Genomic DNA, 14,976 nt, shown 5'->3' with positions numbered 1-14,976 from the left:
GGCGCAGCCGGGTGCTCACTCGCCCCGCAGCAGCTCCCGGATCCGCACCGCCGTGGCCTCGTCCCGGCCGACCGCGAACGGCAGCGCGTTGTCCCGGTCCACCCGGAAGGGGACCCGGTCGACGGTGCTCTGCGCGCCGCCGGCCTCGGCGACGAGCAGCAGCCCGGCCGCGTGGTCCCAGGCCGACGGCCAGGTGAAGGCCAGGCCGTCCATCTCGCCCCGGGCCACCCGCAGGTACTCCAGCCCCGCCGAGCCGCACGGACGGGCCGCGATTCCGGGCACCTCGAGGCGCGCCAGGTTCCGCCGGTCCTCCTCGGAGGTGTACAGCGGGTGGGCGGTGGCGACCCGCAGGTCGGCGCCCGGCTCCGGCGAACCGCTGTGGATCCGCACCCCGTTGACGTAGGCGCCCTGGCCGCGCACCGCCGTGGACATCTCCTCCAGCGCCGGGGCGAAGGTCCAGGAGGCGAGTATCTCCCCGCGGTGCGCGAGCGCGACCAGCGTGCAGAACGCCGGGTCGCCGTGCACGAACTGCCGGGTCCCGTCGACCGGGTCCACGATCCACACCGGGGCGTCTTCGCGCAGCGCCCCGTACACCCCCGGGTCCGCGTGCACCGCTTCCTCGCCGACCACGGCGGACCCGGGCAGCAGCCTGGTCAGGGCGGCCGTGAGGTACTCCTCGGCCTTGCGGTCGGCATCGGTCACCAGGTCGTGCGGACCGCTCTTCTGGTCCACCTCGTGGTCGGCGAGCTGGCGGAATCTCGGCATGATCTCGATCGCCGCCGCCTTGCGGACGGCCTCGTCGACGGCGGACAGGTCACGGGCGAGGAATTCATCGATCATGCCTCCAGCAAAGCACGACCGGCTGACAATCCCCACCGACAAACCCGGCGGATCGCCGCCGCCGGGGTGGACTGCGGGTGAACGGGCCCGGGGCCTGCGGCCCGCTGCCCCGGCCCCACCGAGGACCGCGATCCGGCCCGTCGCCGACCGGAACCCGGTCCACCTCCTGGTGACCTCCCGCCGCCCGTGCTAGACCGGCCGGGCCCCCCTGGCCTCGCCCTTTCCCCTTCCCGGTGGGACGGGGATGGATGCGGGGGAGGGCCCGCACTGGGCTCGGAGGGTACGGCCTGCCGTGAGGGTCCGGCAGACCCGAGCAGCCCTCCCCACGCATCCGGCTCGATGGCCCGCCGTCGGTTACCGGCGGGGGGCGTACTCACGGAATCCGCGGCCGGTCTTCCGGCCCAGGCAGCCCGCCGCCACCAGGTGCTCGAGCAGCGGGGACGGGGCCAGACCCGGGTCGCGGAACTCCTTGTGCAGGACCTGCTCGATGGCCAGCGACACGTCCAGGCCGACCACGTCCAGGAGCTCGAAGGGCCCCATCGGGTAGCCGCCGCCCAGCTTCATCGCCGCGTCGATGTCGTCGATGCCGGCGTAGTGCTGCTCGACCATCTTGATCGCGTTGTTGAGGTACGGGAACAGCAGCGCGTTCACGATGAAGCCGGCCCGGTCCCCGCAGTCGACCGCGTGCTTGCGCACCTGGCCGCAGATCCCGCGGACCGTGGCGTGCACGTCGTCGGCGGTCAGCACGGTGCGGACCACCTCGACGAGCTTCATCGCCGGAGCCGGGTTGAAGAAGTGCATGCCGATCACGTCCTCGGGCCGCGCGGTGGCGCGGGCGATCGCGATCACCGGCAGCGAGGAGGTCGTGGTGGCCAGCACCGCGCCCGGCTTGCAGACCTTGTCCAGCGACTGGAACAGGTCCTGCTTGACGGCCAGGTCCTCGGCGACGGCCTCGACGGCCAGGTCCACCTCGGCGAACGCGTCCAGCGAGCCCGCCGGCGTGATCCGGCCGAGGGTGGCCGCGGCCGCCTCCGCCGACAGCCGGCCCCGGTCCACGGCGCGGCCGAGCGACTTGCCGATCGCGGCCTTGGCCGCGTCCGCCTTCTCCTGGCTGCGGGCCGCGAGCACGACGGGGAAACCGGCCTGCGCGAAGACCTGCGCGATGCCGCTCGCCATCGTGCCCGAACCGGCGACGCCGACCGAGTTCACCGGGCGGCTCGCCCGGACCAGCTCCCCGTCCGGCGGAGTCTGCAGGTCGCGCACGACGACCTGGCTGCCCGCGGCCTCGTACGTGTAGAACCCGCGCCCGGACTTCTGCCCGGTCAGGCCCGCCTCGGCGAGGTGGCCGAGGATCGGGGCCGGGGCGTGCAGCCGGTCGCCGGAGGCCGTGTACATGGCCTCCAGGACGGTGCGGGCGGTGTCCACGCCGATCAGGTCGAGCAGCGCGAGCGGGCCCATCGGCAGACCGCAGCCCAGCTTCATGGCCGCGTCGATGTCCTCGCGGGAGGCGTACTTCGCCTCGTACATGGCGGCGGCCTGGTTGAGGTAGCCGAACAGCAGGCCGTCGGCGACGAACCCCGGGCGGTCGCCGACCGCGACGGGCTCCTTGCCGAGCTCGCGGGCCAGTGCGGTGACCGCCTCGACGGCCGGCGGGGCCGTCAGCACGCTGGAGACGACCTCGACCAGCTTCATCGCCGGGGCCGGGTTGAAGAAGTGCAGGCCGACCACGCGCTCCGGGCGCCGGGACTCGGCGGCCATCCGCGTCACCGACAGGGCGTTGGTGCCGGTGGCCAGGATCGCGGTGGGCCGCACGATCGCGTCGAGCTCGCGGAAGATGCGCTGCTTGAGCTCGTAGGACTCCGGGACCACCTCGATGACCAGATCGGCGTCGGCGGCGGCTCCCAGCTCGGAGAAGGTGCGGAAGCGGGCGAGCACGCCCTCGCGCTCCTGCTCGGTGAGCAGGCCCTTGGTGACGGAGCGGGCGGTGGCCGCCGCGAGGGAAGCGGTGGCCCGGCGGGCGGCGGCCTCGCTGACGTCGATGCCGACGACCTCGCGGCCGGCCCGGGCGAGGACCTCGGCGATGCCGGAGCCCATCGTGCCGAGACCGACGATCGCGATGGTCTGCAGCGCCGGACGCACGGGCTGGGAGGAGGGGGAGGACTGACTGGACGTGGACGGAAGGTCCATCGCGGGACTCCAGTGGAAGAGGGTGACGACTGAGGGGCGCGCGGCGCGGAGCACGCGCGGATGCCGAACGGGAAGCCGTGCGGGAGAGCCCCGGCCGGGAGTTCCCGGCAGGACGTGGTGGTCCGAGGGGGAACGGCCCGGAGGGCGGAAGCGGCGGAGCCCTGTCCCGGGGTCACGCCGTGAGGTCGTACGGAGGTCGTACGGGGGTAGTGCAGAACCGACTGGTACGAGGTGGCTGCGTCACCAGGCCGCCCTCGTACGTGTTGTAGGGACAGTAACCCGCTGGTAACCGGTCCGCCAGGGTGCGCACATGTGACCTGTGCCGCTCAAATGTACCGATCATCGATCATCGATCAACCGACTCTCGAGCGGGCCGTGCACAGACGGGGCGAGGGCCGCGCGAGGGGCCGGCGCCCGAGTCCCGGAACCCCGCGTGGCGGCCGTCCCGCCCCCCTAAGGTGGCGGCGTGAACGACGTGTTGGAACGCCTGCGGGCGGAAGCCGGGCAGGCACCGGAGTACGAGGCCCTGCTCGCCGCGGACGCGAACGGCCTCGCGGCCTCCCTGACCTCCGCCGGGCTGCCGCTGTGGGCCCGCGAACTGGCGGCCTACCGGCTGGGCCTGGCCGGCGACCGGCGCGCCTTCGAAGCGCTGGTCCTGCTGCTCAACCACCGGGACCCGCCGCGCTGCGAGGCCGCCGCGCGGGCGCTGGCCGTCCTCGGGGACCCGCGCACCGCCCGCGCGGCGGCGGCCCTGGCGACGAACGAACTGCGCACCGCCTACGCCCTGCACCCGGTCCGGCTGCTGGCGGCGCTGCGCGCCCCGGAGTCCGCCCCGGCGCTGATCCGCACGCTCGGGCGGCTGCTCGCGCCGAACGACCCGTACTGGCGGGTGGCCCTGGCCTGCGTGGAGGGCCTGGGCGCGCTGGCCGACCAGCGCGCCCGGGAGGTCCTGGCCCGGGCCCAGGCGCACCCCCGGCTGGCGGTGGCGGCGACCGCGGCCCTGCGGAGCCTGGAACTCAGCTAGCGAACCCGGTCTTGAACCCGGTCCCGAAGCCGGCCCCGGACCCGGTCCGGAAGCCGGTCCCGGTCTCGCTCTCGGCCCTGTTCGCGGACCCGGACCCGGACCCGGCCCGCTCCGCCACGATCGCGAAGGCCTCGATCTCCAGCAGCAGTTCGGGCCGGACGAGCGCCGCCACCTGGACCGCGGAGGAGGCCGGGACGCGGTCCCGGTCGATCACCTCGTCACGGGCCGCGCGCACCGCCGGGAGGTGGGCGACGTCCGTGACGAAGTACGTCAGCTTCACCACGTCCTCGAACGTGGCCCCGGCCGCCGCCAGGCAGCGCCGCAGGTTCTCGAACACCTGCCGGGCCTGGGCGGCGGCGTCGCCCTCACCCACCACCTCGCCCTTCTCGTCGAAGGCGCACTGCCCGGACACGGCGACGAACCGCCCCGTGCCCCATACGACATGGCTGTATCCGGTGCCCGCGGCGACGCCCTCGGGAGCGGCGACGCGGGTGAGGTGGCTGTTGGTTGTCATGGCTCCGATTGTGCCCGGGCGGATCGGCCGCCGCCGCTCACCCCCGGAAGCCGAGCAGTCCGTGCAGCGCCGCGCCGCCCGCCGACGGCGGGACCGCGCGCGTCGCCGCGAGCGGCGTGGGGGCCGGCTGTGCGGGGCAGACGGCGTCCGCGGCCTTGCCCGTCAGCAGGTACGCCGACAGCTTCTCGTCCAGGCACTTGTTGCCGCTGAGCGCGACGCCGTGGTTGCCGCCGCCCTCCTCGACCACCAGCGCCGAGCCCGCCAGTTTGCGCCGCATGCTCACCGCGCCCTCGTACGGGGTCGCCGCGTCCTCCGTCGCCTGGAAGAGGAGCGCCTGCGGCAGGGCGGTGTTGGTGACGTCCGGGGCCTGCAGCGGCTCGGTCGGCCAGAACGCGCACGGGGCGTTGTACCAGGCGTTGTTCCAGGTCATGAAGGGCGCCTTGGCGTGCGTGCGCCACATGTCGGCCCGCCACTGGTTCCAGTCCTTGGGCCACGCCGAGTCCCGGCACTGGACGGCCGTGTACACGCTGTAGCTGTTGCCCGCCGACGGCTCCACCGCGCCGAACCGCTCGTAGGCGGCGACCAGCGGCTTCGGGTCGCCGTCCACCGCGTACGCCGAGAAGGCCGCCGCGAGGTGGGGCCAGTAGCCGTTGAAGTAGCCGCCCGGCATGAAGGTGTCCTCGAGCTCGGCCGCGCCCACCTTCGCCCCCGCCGGGTTCTCGCGCAGCGCGGCGCGCATCTCGTACCAGCGGGCCTCGACCCGGGCCGGGTCGGTGCCGAGGCGGTAGGTGGAGTCGTACCGGGCCACCCACGCGAGGAAGGACTTGTGGCGGGCGTCGAAGGCCTGGTCCTGCGCGAGGTTGTCCTCGTACCAGACCCCGGCCGGGTCCACGACGGAGTCCAGGACCAGGCGGTGCACCCGGTCGGGGTGGAGCTTGGCGTACACCGCGCCCAGGTAGGTCCCGTACGAGTAGCCGAAGTAGCTCAGCTTGTCCGCGCGCAGGGCGGTGCGCAGCACCTCGATGTCGCGGGCCGCCGAGACGGTGCCGATGTGGGGCAGGACGTCCGCGTGCTTGGTCTGGCAGGACTCGGCGAAGGCCTTCACCCGCGCCAGGTTGGCCCGCTCGGTCTCCCCGTCCAGCGGTACGGAGTCGGGCCGTACGGGGGTGAAGTGGCCGGCGCCGCAGTTCAGGGCGGGCTCGCTCTTGCCGACGCCGCGCGGGTCGAAGCCGATCACGTCGTACTGGGCGGCGACGTCCTTGGGCAGCGCCGAGGCGATGTACCCGGCCAGGGTGCGGCCGCTGCCCCCGGGGCCGCCGGGGTTGACCAGCAGCGGCCCCTGGGAGCGGGCGGCGGTGTGCGGGACCCGGGTCAGGGCGAGGGAGATCTGGCGGCCGGCCGGTTCGTCGTGGTCGAGGGGGACCTTGAGGGAGGCGCACTGGAGCGTCGGGTAGCGCGGGGTCACGCAGTCGGCCCACTTCAACGGGGCGGGCGCGGGCGCCGGCGCGGCCGGGGCGGCGGCCGTGACCGGGGCCGCGAACGCGGAAGCGGCGACGGTGGAGAGCGCCAGCAGGACGGCGGCGCGCTTCTTCGAGGGACCGCGCTTGTTCATCGGATGCAGCATGGGGCCTCCCAGCCGAGGGTTCTGGGCGGAATCGTCCCGGAACCCGCGCCCGGAAAGCGGGATTGGACCGCTCATTGGCCCGATGTGATGACCTTTCACCGGGCCCGGGGAGCCCGGCTGCCACTCAGAGCAGGCTCAGCTGGGCCGGCCCGGCGGGAGCGGGGTCGGCCGGCCGCTCGGGTACGGGGGTCCGAGGGGCCGCGCCGCGCCCGCCGGGACCGATGCCGAATTCGGTGGCGAGCTCGTGGACTTGGCGGGTGATCGCGCGCTGGTACCAGGTCGGCGCGTACGAGCCGCCCGCGTACATCCGCGCGTACCGCTCGACCAGGTGCGGGTGGTGCTCGCCCAGCCAGGCCGTGAACCACTCGCGCGCCCCGGGCCGCAGATGGAGTACCAGGGGTGTCACGGAGGTCGCGCCCGACTCGGCCACGGCCCGGACGGTGGCCCGCAGCTGCTCCGGGGAGTCACCGAGGAAGGGGACCACCGGGGCCATCAGCACCCCGCACTCGATGCCGGCGTCGGTGAGGGTGCGCACGGCCTGCAGCCGGGCACCGGGGGAGGGGGTGCCGGGCTCGACCGTGCGCCACAGGGCGGTGTCGGTGAAGCCCACGGAGACGGAGATCCCGACGTCGGCGACGGCGGCGGCCTCTTGGAGGAGGGGCAGGTCGCGCAGGATCAGGGTGCCCTTGGTGAGGATCGAGAAGGGGTTGGCGCGCTCCCGCAGCGCCTCGATGATCCCGGGCATGAGGCGGTAGCGGCCCTCGGCGCGCTGGTAGCAGTCGACGTTGGTGCCCATCGCGACGTGCGCTCCGGTCCAGCGGCGGGAGGCCAGCTCGCGGCGCAGCAGTTCGGGGGCGTTGGTCTTCACGACGATCTGGGTGTCGAAGCCGATGCCGGTGTCGAGGTCGAGGTAGCCGTGCGTCTTGCGGGCGAAGCAGTAGACGCACGCGTGGCTGCAGCCCCGGTACGGGTTCACGGTCCACTCGAAGGGCATGCGCGAGGCGCCGGGGACCCGGTTGAGGATCGAGCGGGCGCGGACCTCGTGGAAGGTGATGCCCCGGAACTCGGGGGTGTCGAAGGTGCGGGTGACGACGGCGTCGGCCCCGAAGAGCGCGGCGGGCCCACCGGCGGCGGCCCCTGCGCCGTCCCCGGTGCCGCTGGTCAGATTGTCCCAGCGCATGGTGCGCCTCCCTCGGTAGCTCGCCCCGAGAATAGAACAAACGTTCCCATGATCGTGCGGCCGTCGATCCCGGCCCCGACCCCGAGGGCCGTCGGGCGGCGGCGCCGGGCCCGACGGCCCCGTGCGGGGACGCCCTGCCCGCCTCCGTACGCCGCCGCGGCCGACCCGGATTTGGGCGGCCGCCCCGGAGGTGGTTGGCTTGCGGCGACGACGGACACAACTGCTGGAGGACAGCCATGGCGCAGGTCGAGGCCACCACGGAGCGCATCATCACGGCGGACGCGGAGACCGTGTTCGACGCGCTGGCCGACTACACCGGGACCCGGGGCAAGCTGCTGCCCGAGCACTTCAGCGAGTACGAGGTGCGCGAGGGTGGCGACGGCGAGGGCACCCTCGTCCACTGGAAGCTCCAGGCGACCAGCAAGCGGGTCCGCGACTGCCTGCTCGAGGTCAGCGAGCCCACCGACGGCCAGCTCGTCGAGAAGGACCGCAACTCCTCCATGGTCACCACCTGGACGGTCACCCCGGCCGGCGAGGGCAAGTCCAAGGCCGTCGTCAGCACCGTGTGGAACGGCGCCGGCGGCATCGGCGGCTTCTTCGAGCGCACCTTCGCGCCCAAGGGCCTCGCCCGCATCCACGACACCTTCCTCGCCAACCTGGCCGCCGAAGTCGAGGGCTGAGCAGCGCCGTTGCCGGTGGGCCCGGTCAGCGGGCCTCACCGGATCGGGTGAAACGAACGACCCGGGGGGGCCGATGCTGCAACAGAACGGGCTGTACTACCCGTACATCCACTTCCGCGACGAGAGCTGGCTCAAGGCCGCCGCGCTGTACTGGCCCAGCCTGGGCCGGGTCGTCCCGGACGGATACCCCGTCATGGACTCGCCGACGGTCCGGCGGCTGAGCGAGGGGCTGCCGGGGTTCGTCCACGACGTGGACCCGGCGGCGGCCGCGCGGTCCGTGGCCGAGGACTTCCTCGAGGTGCTCACCGGGGACCCCGCCGTCCTGCGCGGACTGCGGGACGCCCACGCGAACTTCGAGGAACTGGCCGGCGCCCCCGGCGTCGGCCCGGGAGTCGGCCCGGGCACGAACGGCTTCCCCGACTTCGGATCCCGACGGCACGGCATGCCGACCGTGTCCCGCGACCCGGCCCCCGACCGGATGCGCCGCTCCGGCCTGGCCGGCGTCTACCGCGGCGAGGTCGACCCCCGGCTCCGCGCGGCCCTGACGGACAGCGGGCTCGCCCTCCCGGCGCGCTCCGCGCGCTTCCGCGGGGTGGCCGACGCCGGCTTCCTCGCCATGTCCCCCGAGCTCGCCTGGGTCTACAAGTGCGCGCTGACCGAGGAACTCGCCCGGCTCGGCGGCTACGCGCCGACCACCGACCACACCGCCTCGCACACCGCCTCGCAGGGCTGGGACGCCGAGCGCATCGCGCGGGCGCTGCTCGACCGCGGGTCCGCCCCCGGGTTCCGGCCGCCGGACACCGTGGACGGAGGCCTCGTCGACGCCGTGGGGATGCTCGCCGTGCGCATCGTGCTCCCCGCCGACCTGCACCGCGTCGACATCGAGAAGATCATCGAGCTGCGCACGACGCACGCGGCGGCCTTCGACCGCTTCGGCCAGGCCGTCACGGACACCGCCGAGGCCCTGAAGTCGGACCTTGCGGACGTCCTGCTGCCGCAGGCCGCCCGCCGCTACCTCGAACGGGAGGTCGACCGGCGGTTCCGGATCCCGCTGGCCGACCTGGAGGACGCGGTGCGCTCCCTGAACGGCGACACGGTCTTCAGCGCGGCCAACGTGGCCTTCACGCTGCCGCCCCTCCTGGGCCTCGCGGTCGGGCAGTTCTCCGGCAACCCGGCGGTCGCCACCGGCCTCGGCGCGGCCTTCGGCATCACCGGGGCCGTCCGCGGCGCGCGCCAGCGGAAGCGGGCCGCGCTGGCCGGCTCCCCGGTCGCCTACCTGCTGTCCGTCAAGCGCGAGCTGGCTCCCGCGCAACTCCTCCGGCGGATCACCGCCCGGGTGCGCGGCCGGGACTGAGACGGACCGGCCCGGGCGGGTGCGTCCGGGGCGGGTGCGTCCGGGGCCGCGGCGCCCCGCGCCGGGCCGTCCGGGCGGGCGTCCCGGCGGCCGCGCCCGTGGGCGGCGCGCCCGAGGTGCGACCCCCCGGGTCCGGCGGGGGACGGGCGGCTAGGGTGGGGCCCCTGAGCGCTACCGACCGCCCGGGGGCCCGATGAAGATCCTCATCTCCGCCGACATGGAAGGCGCCACCGGCGTCACCTGGCCCGCCGACGTGCTGCCCGGGACTCCGCAGTGGGAACGCTGCCGCACGCTGTTCACCTCCGACGTGAACGCCGCCGTCCTCGGCTTCTACGACGCGGGGGCGGAGCGGGTCCTCATCAACGAAGCCCACTGGACCATGCGCAACCTGCTGCTGGAGCGGCTCGACGCGCGCGCCGAGATGCTCACCGGCCGCCACAAGTCCCTCTCCATGGTCGAGGGCGTCCAGCACGGGGACGTCGACGGCATCGCCTTCGTCGGCTACCACACGGGCGCCGGCGCAGAGGGCGTGCTCGCCCACACCTACCTCGCCAACTCCATCACCGGGGTCTGGCTCAACGGGATCCGCGCCAGCGAGGGAGTGCTCAACGCGCACGTCGTCGCCGAGTACGGGGTCCCGGTCATCCTCGTCACCGGAGACGACCTGACCTGCCTCGACGCCGCCGGCTACGCCCCGGACGCGGTGACCGTCGCCGTCAAGGACCACGTCTCGCGCTACGCCGCCGTCTGCCGCACCCCCGCCCGCACCGCCGCCGACATCCGGGCCGCCGCCAAGGCCGCCGCGCCCCTGGCGGTCCGTCACGAACCGGTGCGCGGAGGGCCGTTCACCGTCGAGGTGGAGTTCGACGCCGAACATCTGGCGATGGCCGCCACGGTGGTGCCCGGGGTCGCCCGCTCGGGCGAGCGCAAGGTCGCGTACACCAGCGCGACGATGTACGAGGGGATCCGGACCTTCAAGGCGGTCACGACGATCGTCTCGGCAGCGGTGGAGGAACAGTATGGATGACATGTCCGACCCCAATCCCGGCTCGGTGCTCGAATCCCCGGTCGACGGGACGGCGCTCGACGAGGCCGTCGAGTTCACCTCCGGGCTGATCCGGATCGACACCACCAACCGGGGCGGCGGCGACTGCCGGGAGCGCCCGGCCGCCGAGTACGTCGCCGAGCGGCTGGCCGCCGCCGGCCTGGAGCCGGTGCTGCTGGAGCGCACCCCGGGCCGCACCAACGTGGTGGCCCGGATCGAGGGCACCGACCCGGGCGCCCCCGCCCTGCTGGTCCACGGCCACCTCGACGTGGTCCCGGCCGAGGCCTCCGAGTGGAGCGTCGACCCCTTCTCGGGCGAGGTCCGCGACGGGGTGGTCTGGGGCCGCGGCGCCGTCGACATGAAGAACATGGACGCGATGGTGCTGGCCGTCGTACGGGCCTGGGCGCGGGTCGGCGCCAGGCCCCGGCGGGACATCGTTATCGCCTACACGGCGGACGAGGAGGACAGCGCGATCGACGGATCGGGTTTCCTCGCCGAGCGCCACCCCCACCTCTTCGAGGGCTGTACCGAGGGCATCAGCGAGTCCGGGGCCTTCACCGTGCACACCGGACCCGGCCGGGCCCTCTACCCCATCGCCGCCGGTGAACGCGGTACCGCCTGGCTGAAGTTGACCGCGACCGGCACCGCCGGGCACGGCTCCAAGCCCAACCGGTCCAACGCCGTCAGCCGGCTCGCCGCCGCGGTGGCCCGCATCGGCGCCCACGACTGGCCGGTCCGCCTCACCGACACCGTCACCGCCTGCATCACCGAACTCGCCGCCCTGCAGGGCATGTCGGTGGACCCCCGGGCCCCGGGCTTCGACCTCGACGGGGTGCTCGCCAGACTCGGCCCGGCCGCGGCCCTCGTCGAGGCGACCGTCCGCAACAGCGCCAACCCCACCATGCTCAGCGCCGGTTACAAGCTCAACGTCATTCCCGGCACCGCCACCGCCTACGTCGACGGCCGGATGCTGCCCGGCGGCGAGGCGGAGTTCGCCGCCACCCTCGACGCGCTCACCGGACCCGACGTGCGCTGGGAGTTCCACCACCGGGAGGTGGCCCTCGAAGCCCCCGTGGACGGGCGGACGTACGGGATCCTGCGCGAGTCCGTCGAAGAGTTCGCCCCCGAGGCGCACGTGGTGCCCTTCTGCATGGCGGGCGGCACCGACGCCAAGCAGTTCTCCCGCCTCGGCATCACCGGCTACGGCTTCTCCCCGCTGAAACTGCCGCCGGGCTTCGACTACTGGTCCCTCTTCCACGGCGTGGACGAGCGGGTCCCCGTGGACGCCCTGCACTTCGGCGTCCGGGTCCTCGACCGCGCACTGCGCACCCTGTGATGGAACTCCGCACGGCTCCCTACGGGAGCTGGCCCTCGCCGATCGACGCGGCGCTCGCCGCCCGCCTCGACGGCCGGCCCGAGTACCTCGGCGCGCTCGGCCCCGAGGTGTGGTGGACCGAGCCCCGGCCGGCCGAAGGAGGCCGCCGCACCCTGGTCCGGCTGCCCGCCGACGGCGGACCCGCCGCAGGCGTGCTGCCGGCGCCGTGGAACGTGCGCAGCCGGGTCACCGAGTACGGTGGCCTGCCCTGGGCCGGGGCCGAACGCCCCGCCGGAGGGCCGCTGGTGGTGTTCGCCCACTTCGCCGACCAGCGGCTGTACGCGTACGAGCCGGACGCGCCGGGCAGCCCCGCCCCGCGCGCCCTGACCCCCCTCTCGGCGGTCGGCGGCGGGCTGCGCTGGGCCGACCCGGTGCTGCGCGGCGACGAGGTCTGGTGCGTGCTGGAGGAGTTCACCGGCCCGGCGCCGACCGACGTGCGCCGGGTCCTGGCCGCCGTACCGCTGGACGGTTCGGCCGCCGGCGACCGGTCCCGGGTGCGGGAACTGACCGACGGGCGGCACCGGTTCAGCACCGGGCCCCGGCTGTCCCCGGACGGGCGGCGGGCGGCCTGGCTGGTGTGGGACCACCCCCGGATGCCGTGGGACGGCACCGAGCTCAGGTTCGCCGACGTCACGCCGGACGGCCTGCTCACACGGCCCCGTACCGTGATCGGCGGCGCTGACGAGGCGGTCGCGCAGGTCGAGTGGGCCGCTGACGGGACCCTCCTCGCGGTGAGCGACCGGGGCGGCTGGTGGAACCCGTACCGGGTGGACCCGGAGACCGGCCGGGCCGTCAACCTGTGCCCCCGGGAAGAGGAGTTCGGCGGGCCGCTCTGGAAGCCCGGGCTGCGCTGGATCGCCGCGCTCCCGGCGGGCGCAGCGGGCTCCGGGGGCGTCGCCGGCTCCGGGGGAGGCGCCGTCGCCGTCCTGCACGGCCAGGGCGCGAGCGTGCTCGGCGTGCTCGACCCCGACAGCGGGGACCTGGTGGACGCGGCCGGCCCGTGGACGGCCTGGCAGCCCACGCTCGCCGTCAGCGGCACCCGGGTCTACGGGGTCGCGGCCAGCCCGCGCAGCGGGTACGAGGTGGTGGAGCTGGACACCGCGACCGGCCGGGCCCGCGCGGTCGGCGGCCCGCCGCAGGCGGACCCGGCGGACCCGGCGGACCCGGCGTACTACCCGGAGCCGCAGAGCCGGACCTTCCCGGGCCCGGGCGGCCGGGAGATCCACGCCCACGTCTACCCGCCGCACCACCCCGTGCTGCGGGCGCGGGCGGACGAGCTGCCCCCGTACGTGGTGTGGGCGCACGGCGGCCCCACCGACCACGTGCCGCCCGTACTCGACCTGCACATCGCCTACTTCACCTCGCGGGGCATCGGCGTGGTCGAGGTCAACTACGGCGGCTCCACCGGCTACGGGCGCGCCTACCGGGAGCGGCTGCGCGACCAGTGGGGCGTGGTGGACGTCGAGGACTGCGCGGCCGTGGCGCGCGCCCTGGCCGCCGAGGGCACGGCCGACCCGGACCGGCTCGCGATCCGGGGCGGCAGCGCGGGCGGCTGGACGGCGGCGGCCTCGCTGGCCGCCACCGACCTGTACGCGTGCGCGGCGATCATCTACCCGGTGCTGGACCTGCTCGGCTTCGCCGAGGAGACCCACGACCTGGAGTCCCGCTACCTCGACGGCCTCGCGGGGCCGCCGCAGACCCTGGCGCTGCGCAACCGCGAGCGCTCCCCGGTGGCCCGGGCGGACCGGATCACCGCGCCGTTCCTCCTGCTCCAGGGCCTGGACGACCCGGTCTGCCCGCCCGCGCAGGCGCGCCGACTGCTGGACGCGATGCGCGGGCGGTCGGTGCCGCACGCCTACGTCGCCTTCGAGGGCGAGGGGCACGGCTTCCGGCGCGCGGACACGATGGTCCGGGCGCTGGAGGCGGAACTCTCGTTGTACGCGCAGGTGTTCGGAATCGAGCGGACGGACGTCCCCCGTTTGGCCCTGTCCGACTGAGCCCCGGGGCGGGCAGGGGCGGACGATGGGGGCATGACCACCCCTCATGCGTCCAAGGGCCGATCCAAGGGGCGCGGGCCGATCACGCCGGGCCGCGCCGGGATCGCCGTGATCGCGGTGCTCACGCTGGTGTTCATCTTCGAGAACACCCGCTCGACCAAGATCCGGCTGCTGATCCCGCAGGTGACGATGCCCCTGTACGTCGCCCTCCTGATCGCGGCGGTACTGGGCGGGCTGTGCGGGGCCTATCTGGCGCGGCGGCGCAGGTAGCGGGTCCGGCAGCACCCGCGCCCGATCCCGCCCGCGCCCGGCCTCGCCCGCGGCGCCGGGCCGGTCAGCCCGCCTGGAGCCAGACCCGGAGCGGGCCGATGGCGGCGAAGCCGTGGCGCAGCGCCGTGTCGAGGTCGTCGCCGGACTCGTAGCCGACGACCGCCAGACCGGGCCAGAGCGAGGCGATCAGGGTCAGCGCGCCCGCCCAGGCCTCGTCGTCCGGGGTCCCCTCGGCGCAGAACACGTTGGAGACTCCCACGAGTTCACCGGTTCGGTTGGCGGCGGCGCCCGCGACGATCCGGCCCTCGGTGTCCCGGCCCGCGAGGAAGGCGATGTCCCCGGAGTGCCCGGTCAGCAGCTCCGGGTGGAACAGTCCGGTGCTCTCCTCGCCGTCCCAGGCGCTCTCCCACGCCTCCAGCTCGGCGGGGCCGGCGACCCGGCTCCACTCCAGGGCCGGGGCGGCGCCGGGAGCACCCGCCGGGCGGTGGATCCACTCGGCGCCGAAGAGGACCTCGAAGCCCGCCGGAGCCAGGTCGAGCGAGGCGAAGCTGTCCTTGACGGAGGCGCGCTGCGAGGCGGTGTCGATCCCGGCGACCAGCGCGGCCGCGTCGGTGTCCCGGGTGAGGGTCACGGCGTCCGGATAGTAGGGCGGGGTGGGGCGCGGACTGCTCCAGGCCTCGGCGCTGAACCCGCCGTCGCGGCTGACCGCCGCGCACCACGCGGCGTTGTTGTGGGCGGCCGCGAGAAGGAGCTCTTCGGTGTTCGGGGTGATGATCACATCGGGATCCTGCCACAGCACCGGCCTGGAACGATGAGGGTTTTCGCCGGGGTTCCGCCGGGGTTCCGCCGGCCGGCGGGGCCTCGGGCACGGCGGTGCCGGGGCGGG

Annotated in this window: 13 protein-coding genes; 7 read left to right on the top strand and 6 right to left on the bottom strand. The window is 74.7% G+C overall.

From position 1 onward, the window contains the following. Positions 1–15 precede the first annotated feature (15 nt). Positions 16–840 carry an inositol monophosphatase family protein gene (locus DRB96_RS30270; protein WP_112451332.1) on the bottom strand — a complete coding sequence of 275 codons (825 nt, stop codon included), beginning with the start codon at positions 838–840 and terminating at the stop codon, positions 16–18. A 354-nt stretch (positions 841–1,194) separates the two neighbouring features. Continuing rightward, on the bottom strand, positions 1,195–3,027 hold the full coding sequence (locus DRB96_RS30265; RefSeq protein WP_112451331.1) for a 3-hydroxyacyl-CoA dehydrogenase: 1,833 nt from the start codon (positions 3,025–3,027) through the stop codon (positions 1,195–1,197). A 466-nt stretch (positions 3,028–3,493) separates the two neighbouring features. On the opposite strand from DRB96_RS30265, the gene DRB96_RS30260 reads away from it, so the two are divergent. After that, the gene (locus DRB96_RS30260; protein WP_112451330.1) at positions 3,494–4,051 is read left to right on the top strand and encodes an adenylosuccinate lyase; all 558 of its coding nucleotides are present in this window, start codon (positions 3,494–3,496) and stop codon (positions 4,049–4,051) included. Here the strand turns inward: DRB96_RS30260 and DRB96_RS30255 are convergent. The 3 genes from DRB96_RS30255 to DRB96_RS30245 form a co-directional block, all read right to left on the bottom strand. Beyond that, positions 4,044–4,565: a RidA family protein gene (locus tag DRB96_RS30255; RefSeq protein WP_112451329.1), complete on the bottom strand. Its 522-nt coding sequence runs from the start codon at positions 4,563–4,565 to the stop codon at positions 4,044–4,046. The two genes, DRB96_RS30260 and DRB96_RS30255, sit on opposite strands and share 8 nt — an antisense overlap. Positions 4,566–4,602: 37 nt before the next feature. Further along, entirely contained in the window at positions 4,603–6,189 is a 1,587-nt protein-coding gene (locus DRB96_RS30250; RefSeq protein WP_112451328.1) for an alpha/beta hydrolase, read from the bottom strand. A gap of 124 nt (positions 6,190–6,313) precedes the next feature. Continuing rightward, a complete protein-coding gene (locus tag DRB96_RS30245) occupies positions 6,314–7,369 on the bottom strand; it encodes an Rv2578c family radical SAM protein (protein ID WP_112451327.1) in 1,056 nt (351 codons plus the stop codon). A 236-nt stretch (positions 7,370–7,605) separates the two neighbouring features. Between DRB96_RS30245 and DRB96_RS30240 the strand changes: the two genes are divergently transcribed. From DRB96_RS30240 to DRB96_RS30215, 6 genes are all read left to right on the top strand, one after another. Further along, positions 7,606–8,049 carry an SRPBCC family protein gene (locus DRB96_RS30240; RefSeq protein ID WP_112451326.1) on the top strand — a complete coding sequence of 148 codons (444 nt, stop codon included), beginning with the start codon at positions 7,606–7,608 and terminating at the stop codon, positions 8,047–8,049. A 73-nt stretch (positions 8,050–8,122) separates the two neighbouring features. Then, positions 8,123–9,403, top strand: coding sequence for a DUF6236 family protein (locus DRB96_RS30235; RefSeq protein ID WP_112451325.1), 1,281 nt, complete (start codon positions 8,123–8,125; stop codon positions 9,401–9,403). 193 nt (positions 9,404–9,596) lie between these two features. Continuing rightward, positions 9,597–10,430: a M55 family metallopeptidase gene (locus DRB96_RS30230; protein WP_112451324.1), complete on the top strand. Its 834-nt coding sequence runs from the start codon at positions 9,597–9,599 to the stop codon at positions 10,428–10,430. 1 nt (position 10,431) lies between these two features. After that, positions 10,432–11,784 carry a M20/M25/M40 family metallo-hydrolase gene (locus DRB96_RS30225; RefSeq protein ID WP_112451323.1) on the top strand — a complete coding sequence of 451 codons (1,353 nt, stop codon included), beginning with the start codon at positions 10,432–10,434 and terminating at the stop codon, positions 11,782–11,784. Then, positions 11,784–13,820 (top strand): prolyl oligopeptidase family serine peptidase, encoded by a 2,037-nt coding sequence (locus tag DRB96_RS30220; RefSeq protein WP_112451322.1) that lies wholly within the window; start codon positions 11,784–11,786, stop codon positions 13,818–13,820. The genes DRB96_RS30225 and DRB96_RS30220 overlap by 1 nt, the downstream gene beginning before the upstream one ends. A gap of 33 nt (positions 13,821–13,853) precedes the next feature. Then, complete coding sequence (locus tag DRB96_RS30215) at positions 13,854–14,090, top strand: LapA family protein (protein WP_112451321.1); 237 nt, start codon at positions 13,854–13,856, stop codon at positions 14,088–14,090. A gap of 64 nt (positions 14,091–14,154) precedes the next feature. Here DRB96_RS30215 and DRB96_RS45145 read toward each other — a convergent pair whose 3' ends face one another. Continuing rightward, entirely contained in the window at positions 14,155–14,868 is a 714-nt protein-coding gene (locus tag DRB96_RS45145; protein WP_239516469.1) for a hypothetical protein, read from the bottom strand. Positions 14,869–14,976 lie beyond the last annotated feature (108 nt).

This window comes from Streptomyces sp. ICC1, assembly GCF_003287935.1.
GTDB classification, from domain to species: Bacteria; Actinomycetota; Actinomycetes; order Streptomycetales; family Streptomycetaceae; genus Streptomyces; species Streptomyces tritrimontium.
The sequence above is the reverse complement of the archived record's forward strand: the minus strand, read 5'-3'. Positions and strand labels throughout refer to the sequence as shown.

Bases quoted from the DNA above. Each gene is read 5' to 3' on its own strand.
- DRB96_RS30270 (WP_112451332.1), bottom strand. From the start codon at position 840: ATGATCGATGAATTCCTCGCCCGTGACCTGTCCGCCGTCGACGAGGCC.
- DRB96_RS30265 (WP_112451331.1), bottom strand. From the start codon at position 3,027: ATGGACCTTCCGTCCACGTCCAGTCAGTCCTCCCCCTCCTCCCAGCCC.
- DRB96_RS30255 (WP_112451329.1), bottom strand. From the start codon at position 4,565: ATGACAACCAACAGCCACCTCACCCGCGTCGCCGCTCCCGAGGGCGTC.
- DRB96_RS30250 (WP_112451328.1), bottom strand. From the start codon at position 6,189: ATGCTGCATCCGATGAACAAGCGCGGTCCCTCGAAGAAGCGCGCCGCC.
- DRB96_RS30245 (WP_112451327.1), bottom strand. From the start codon at position 7,369: ATGCGCTGGGACAATCTGACCAGCGGCACCGGGGACGGCGCAGGGGCC.
- DRB96_RS30240 (WP_112451326.1), top strand. From the start codon at position 7,606: ATGGCGCAGGTCGAGGCCACCACGGAGCGCATCATCACGGCGGACGCG.
- DRB96_RS30235 (WP_112451325.1), top strand. From the start codon at position 8,123: ATGCTGCAACAGAACGGGCTGTACTACCCGTACATCCACTTCCGCGAC.
- DRB96_RS30230 (WP_112451324.1), top strand. From the start codon at position 9,597: ATGAAGATCCTCATCTCCGCCGACATGGAAGGCGCCACCGGCGTCACC.
- DRB96_RS30225 (WP_112451323.1), top strand. From the start codon at position 10,432: ATGTCCGACCCCAATCCCGGCTCGGTGCTCGAATCCCCGGTCGACGGG.
- DRB96_RS30220 (WP_112451322.1), top strand. From the start codon at position 11,784: ATGGAACTCCGCACGGCTCCCTACGGGAGCTGGCCCTCGCCGATCGAC.
- DRB96_RS30215 (WP_112451321.1), top strand. From the start codon at position 13,854: ATGACCACCCCTCATGCGTCCAAGGGCCGATCCAAGGGGCGCGGGCCG.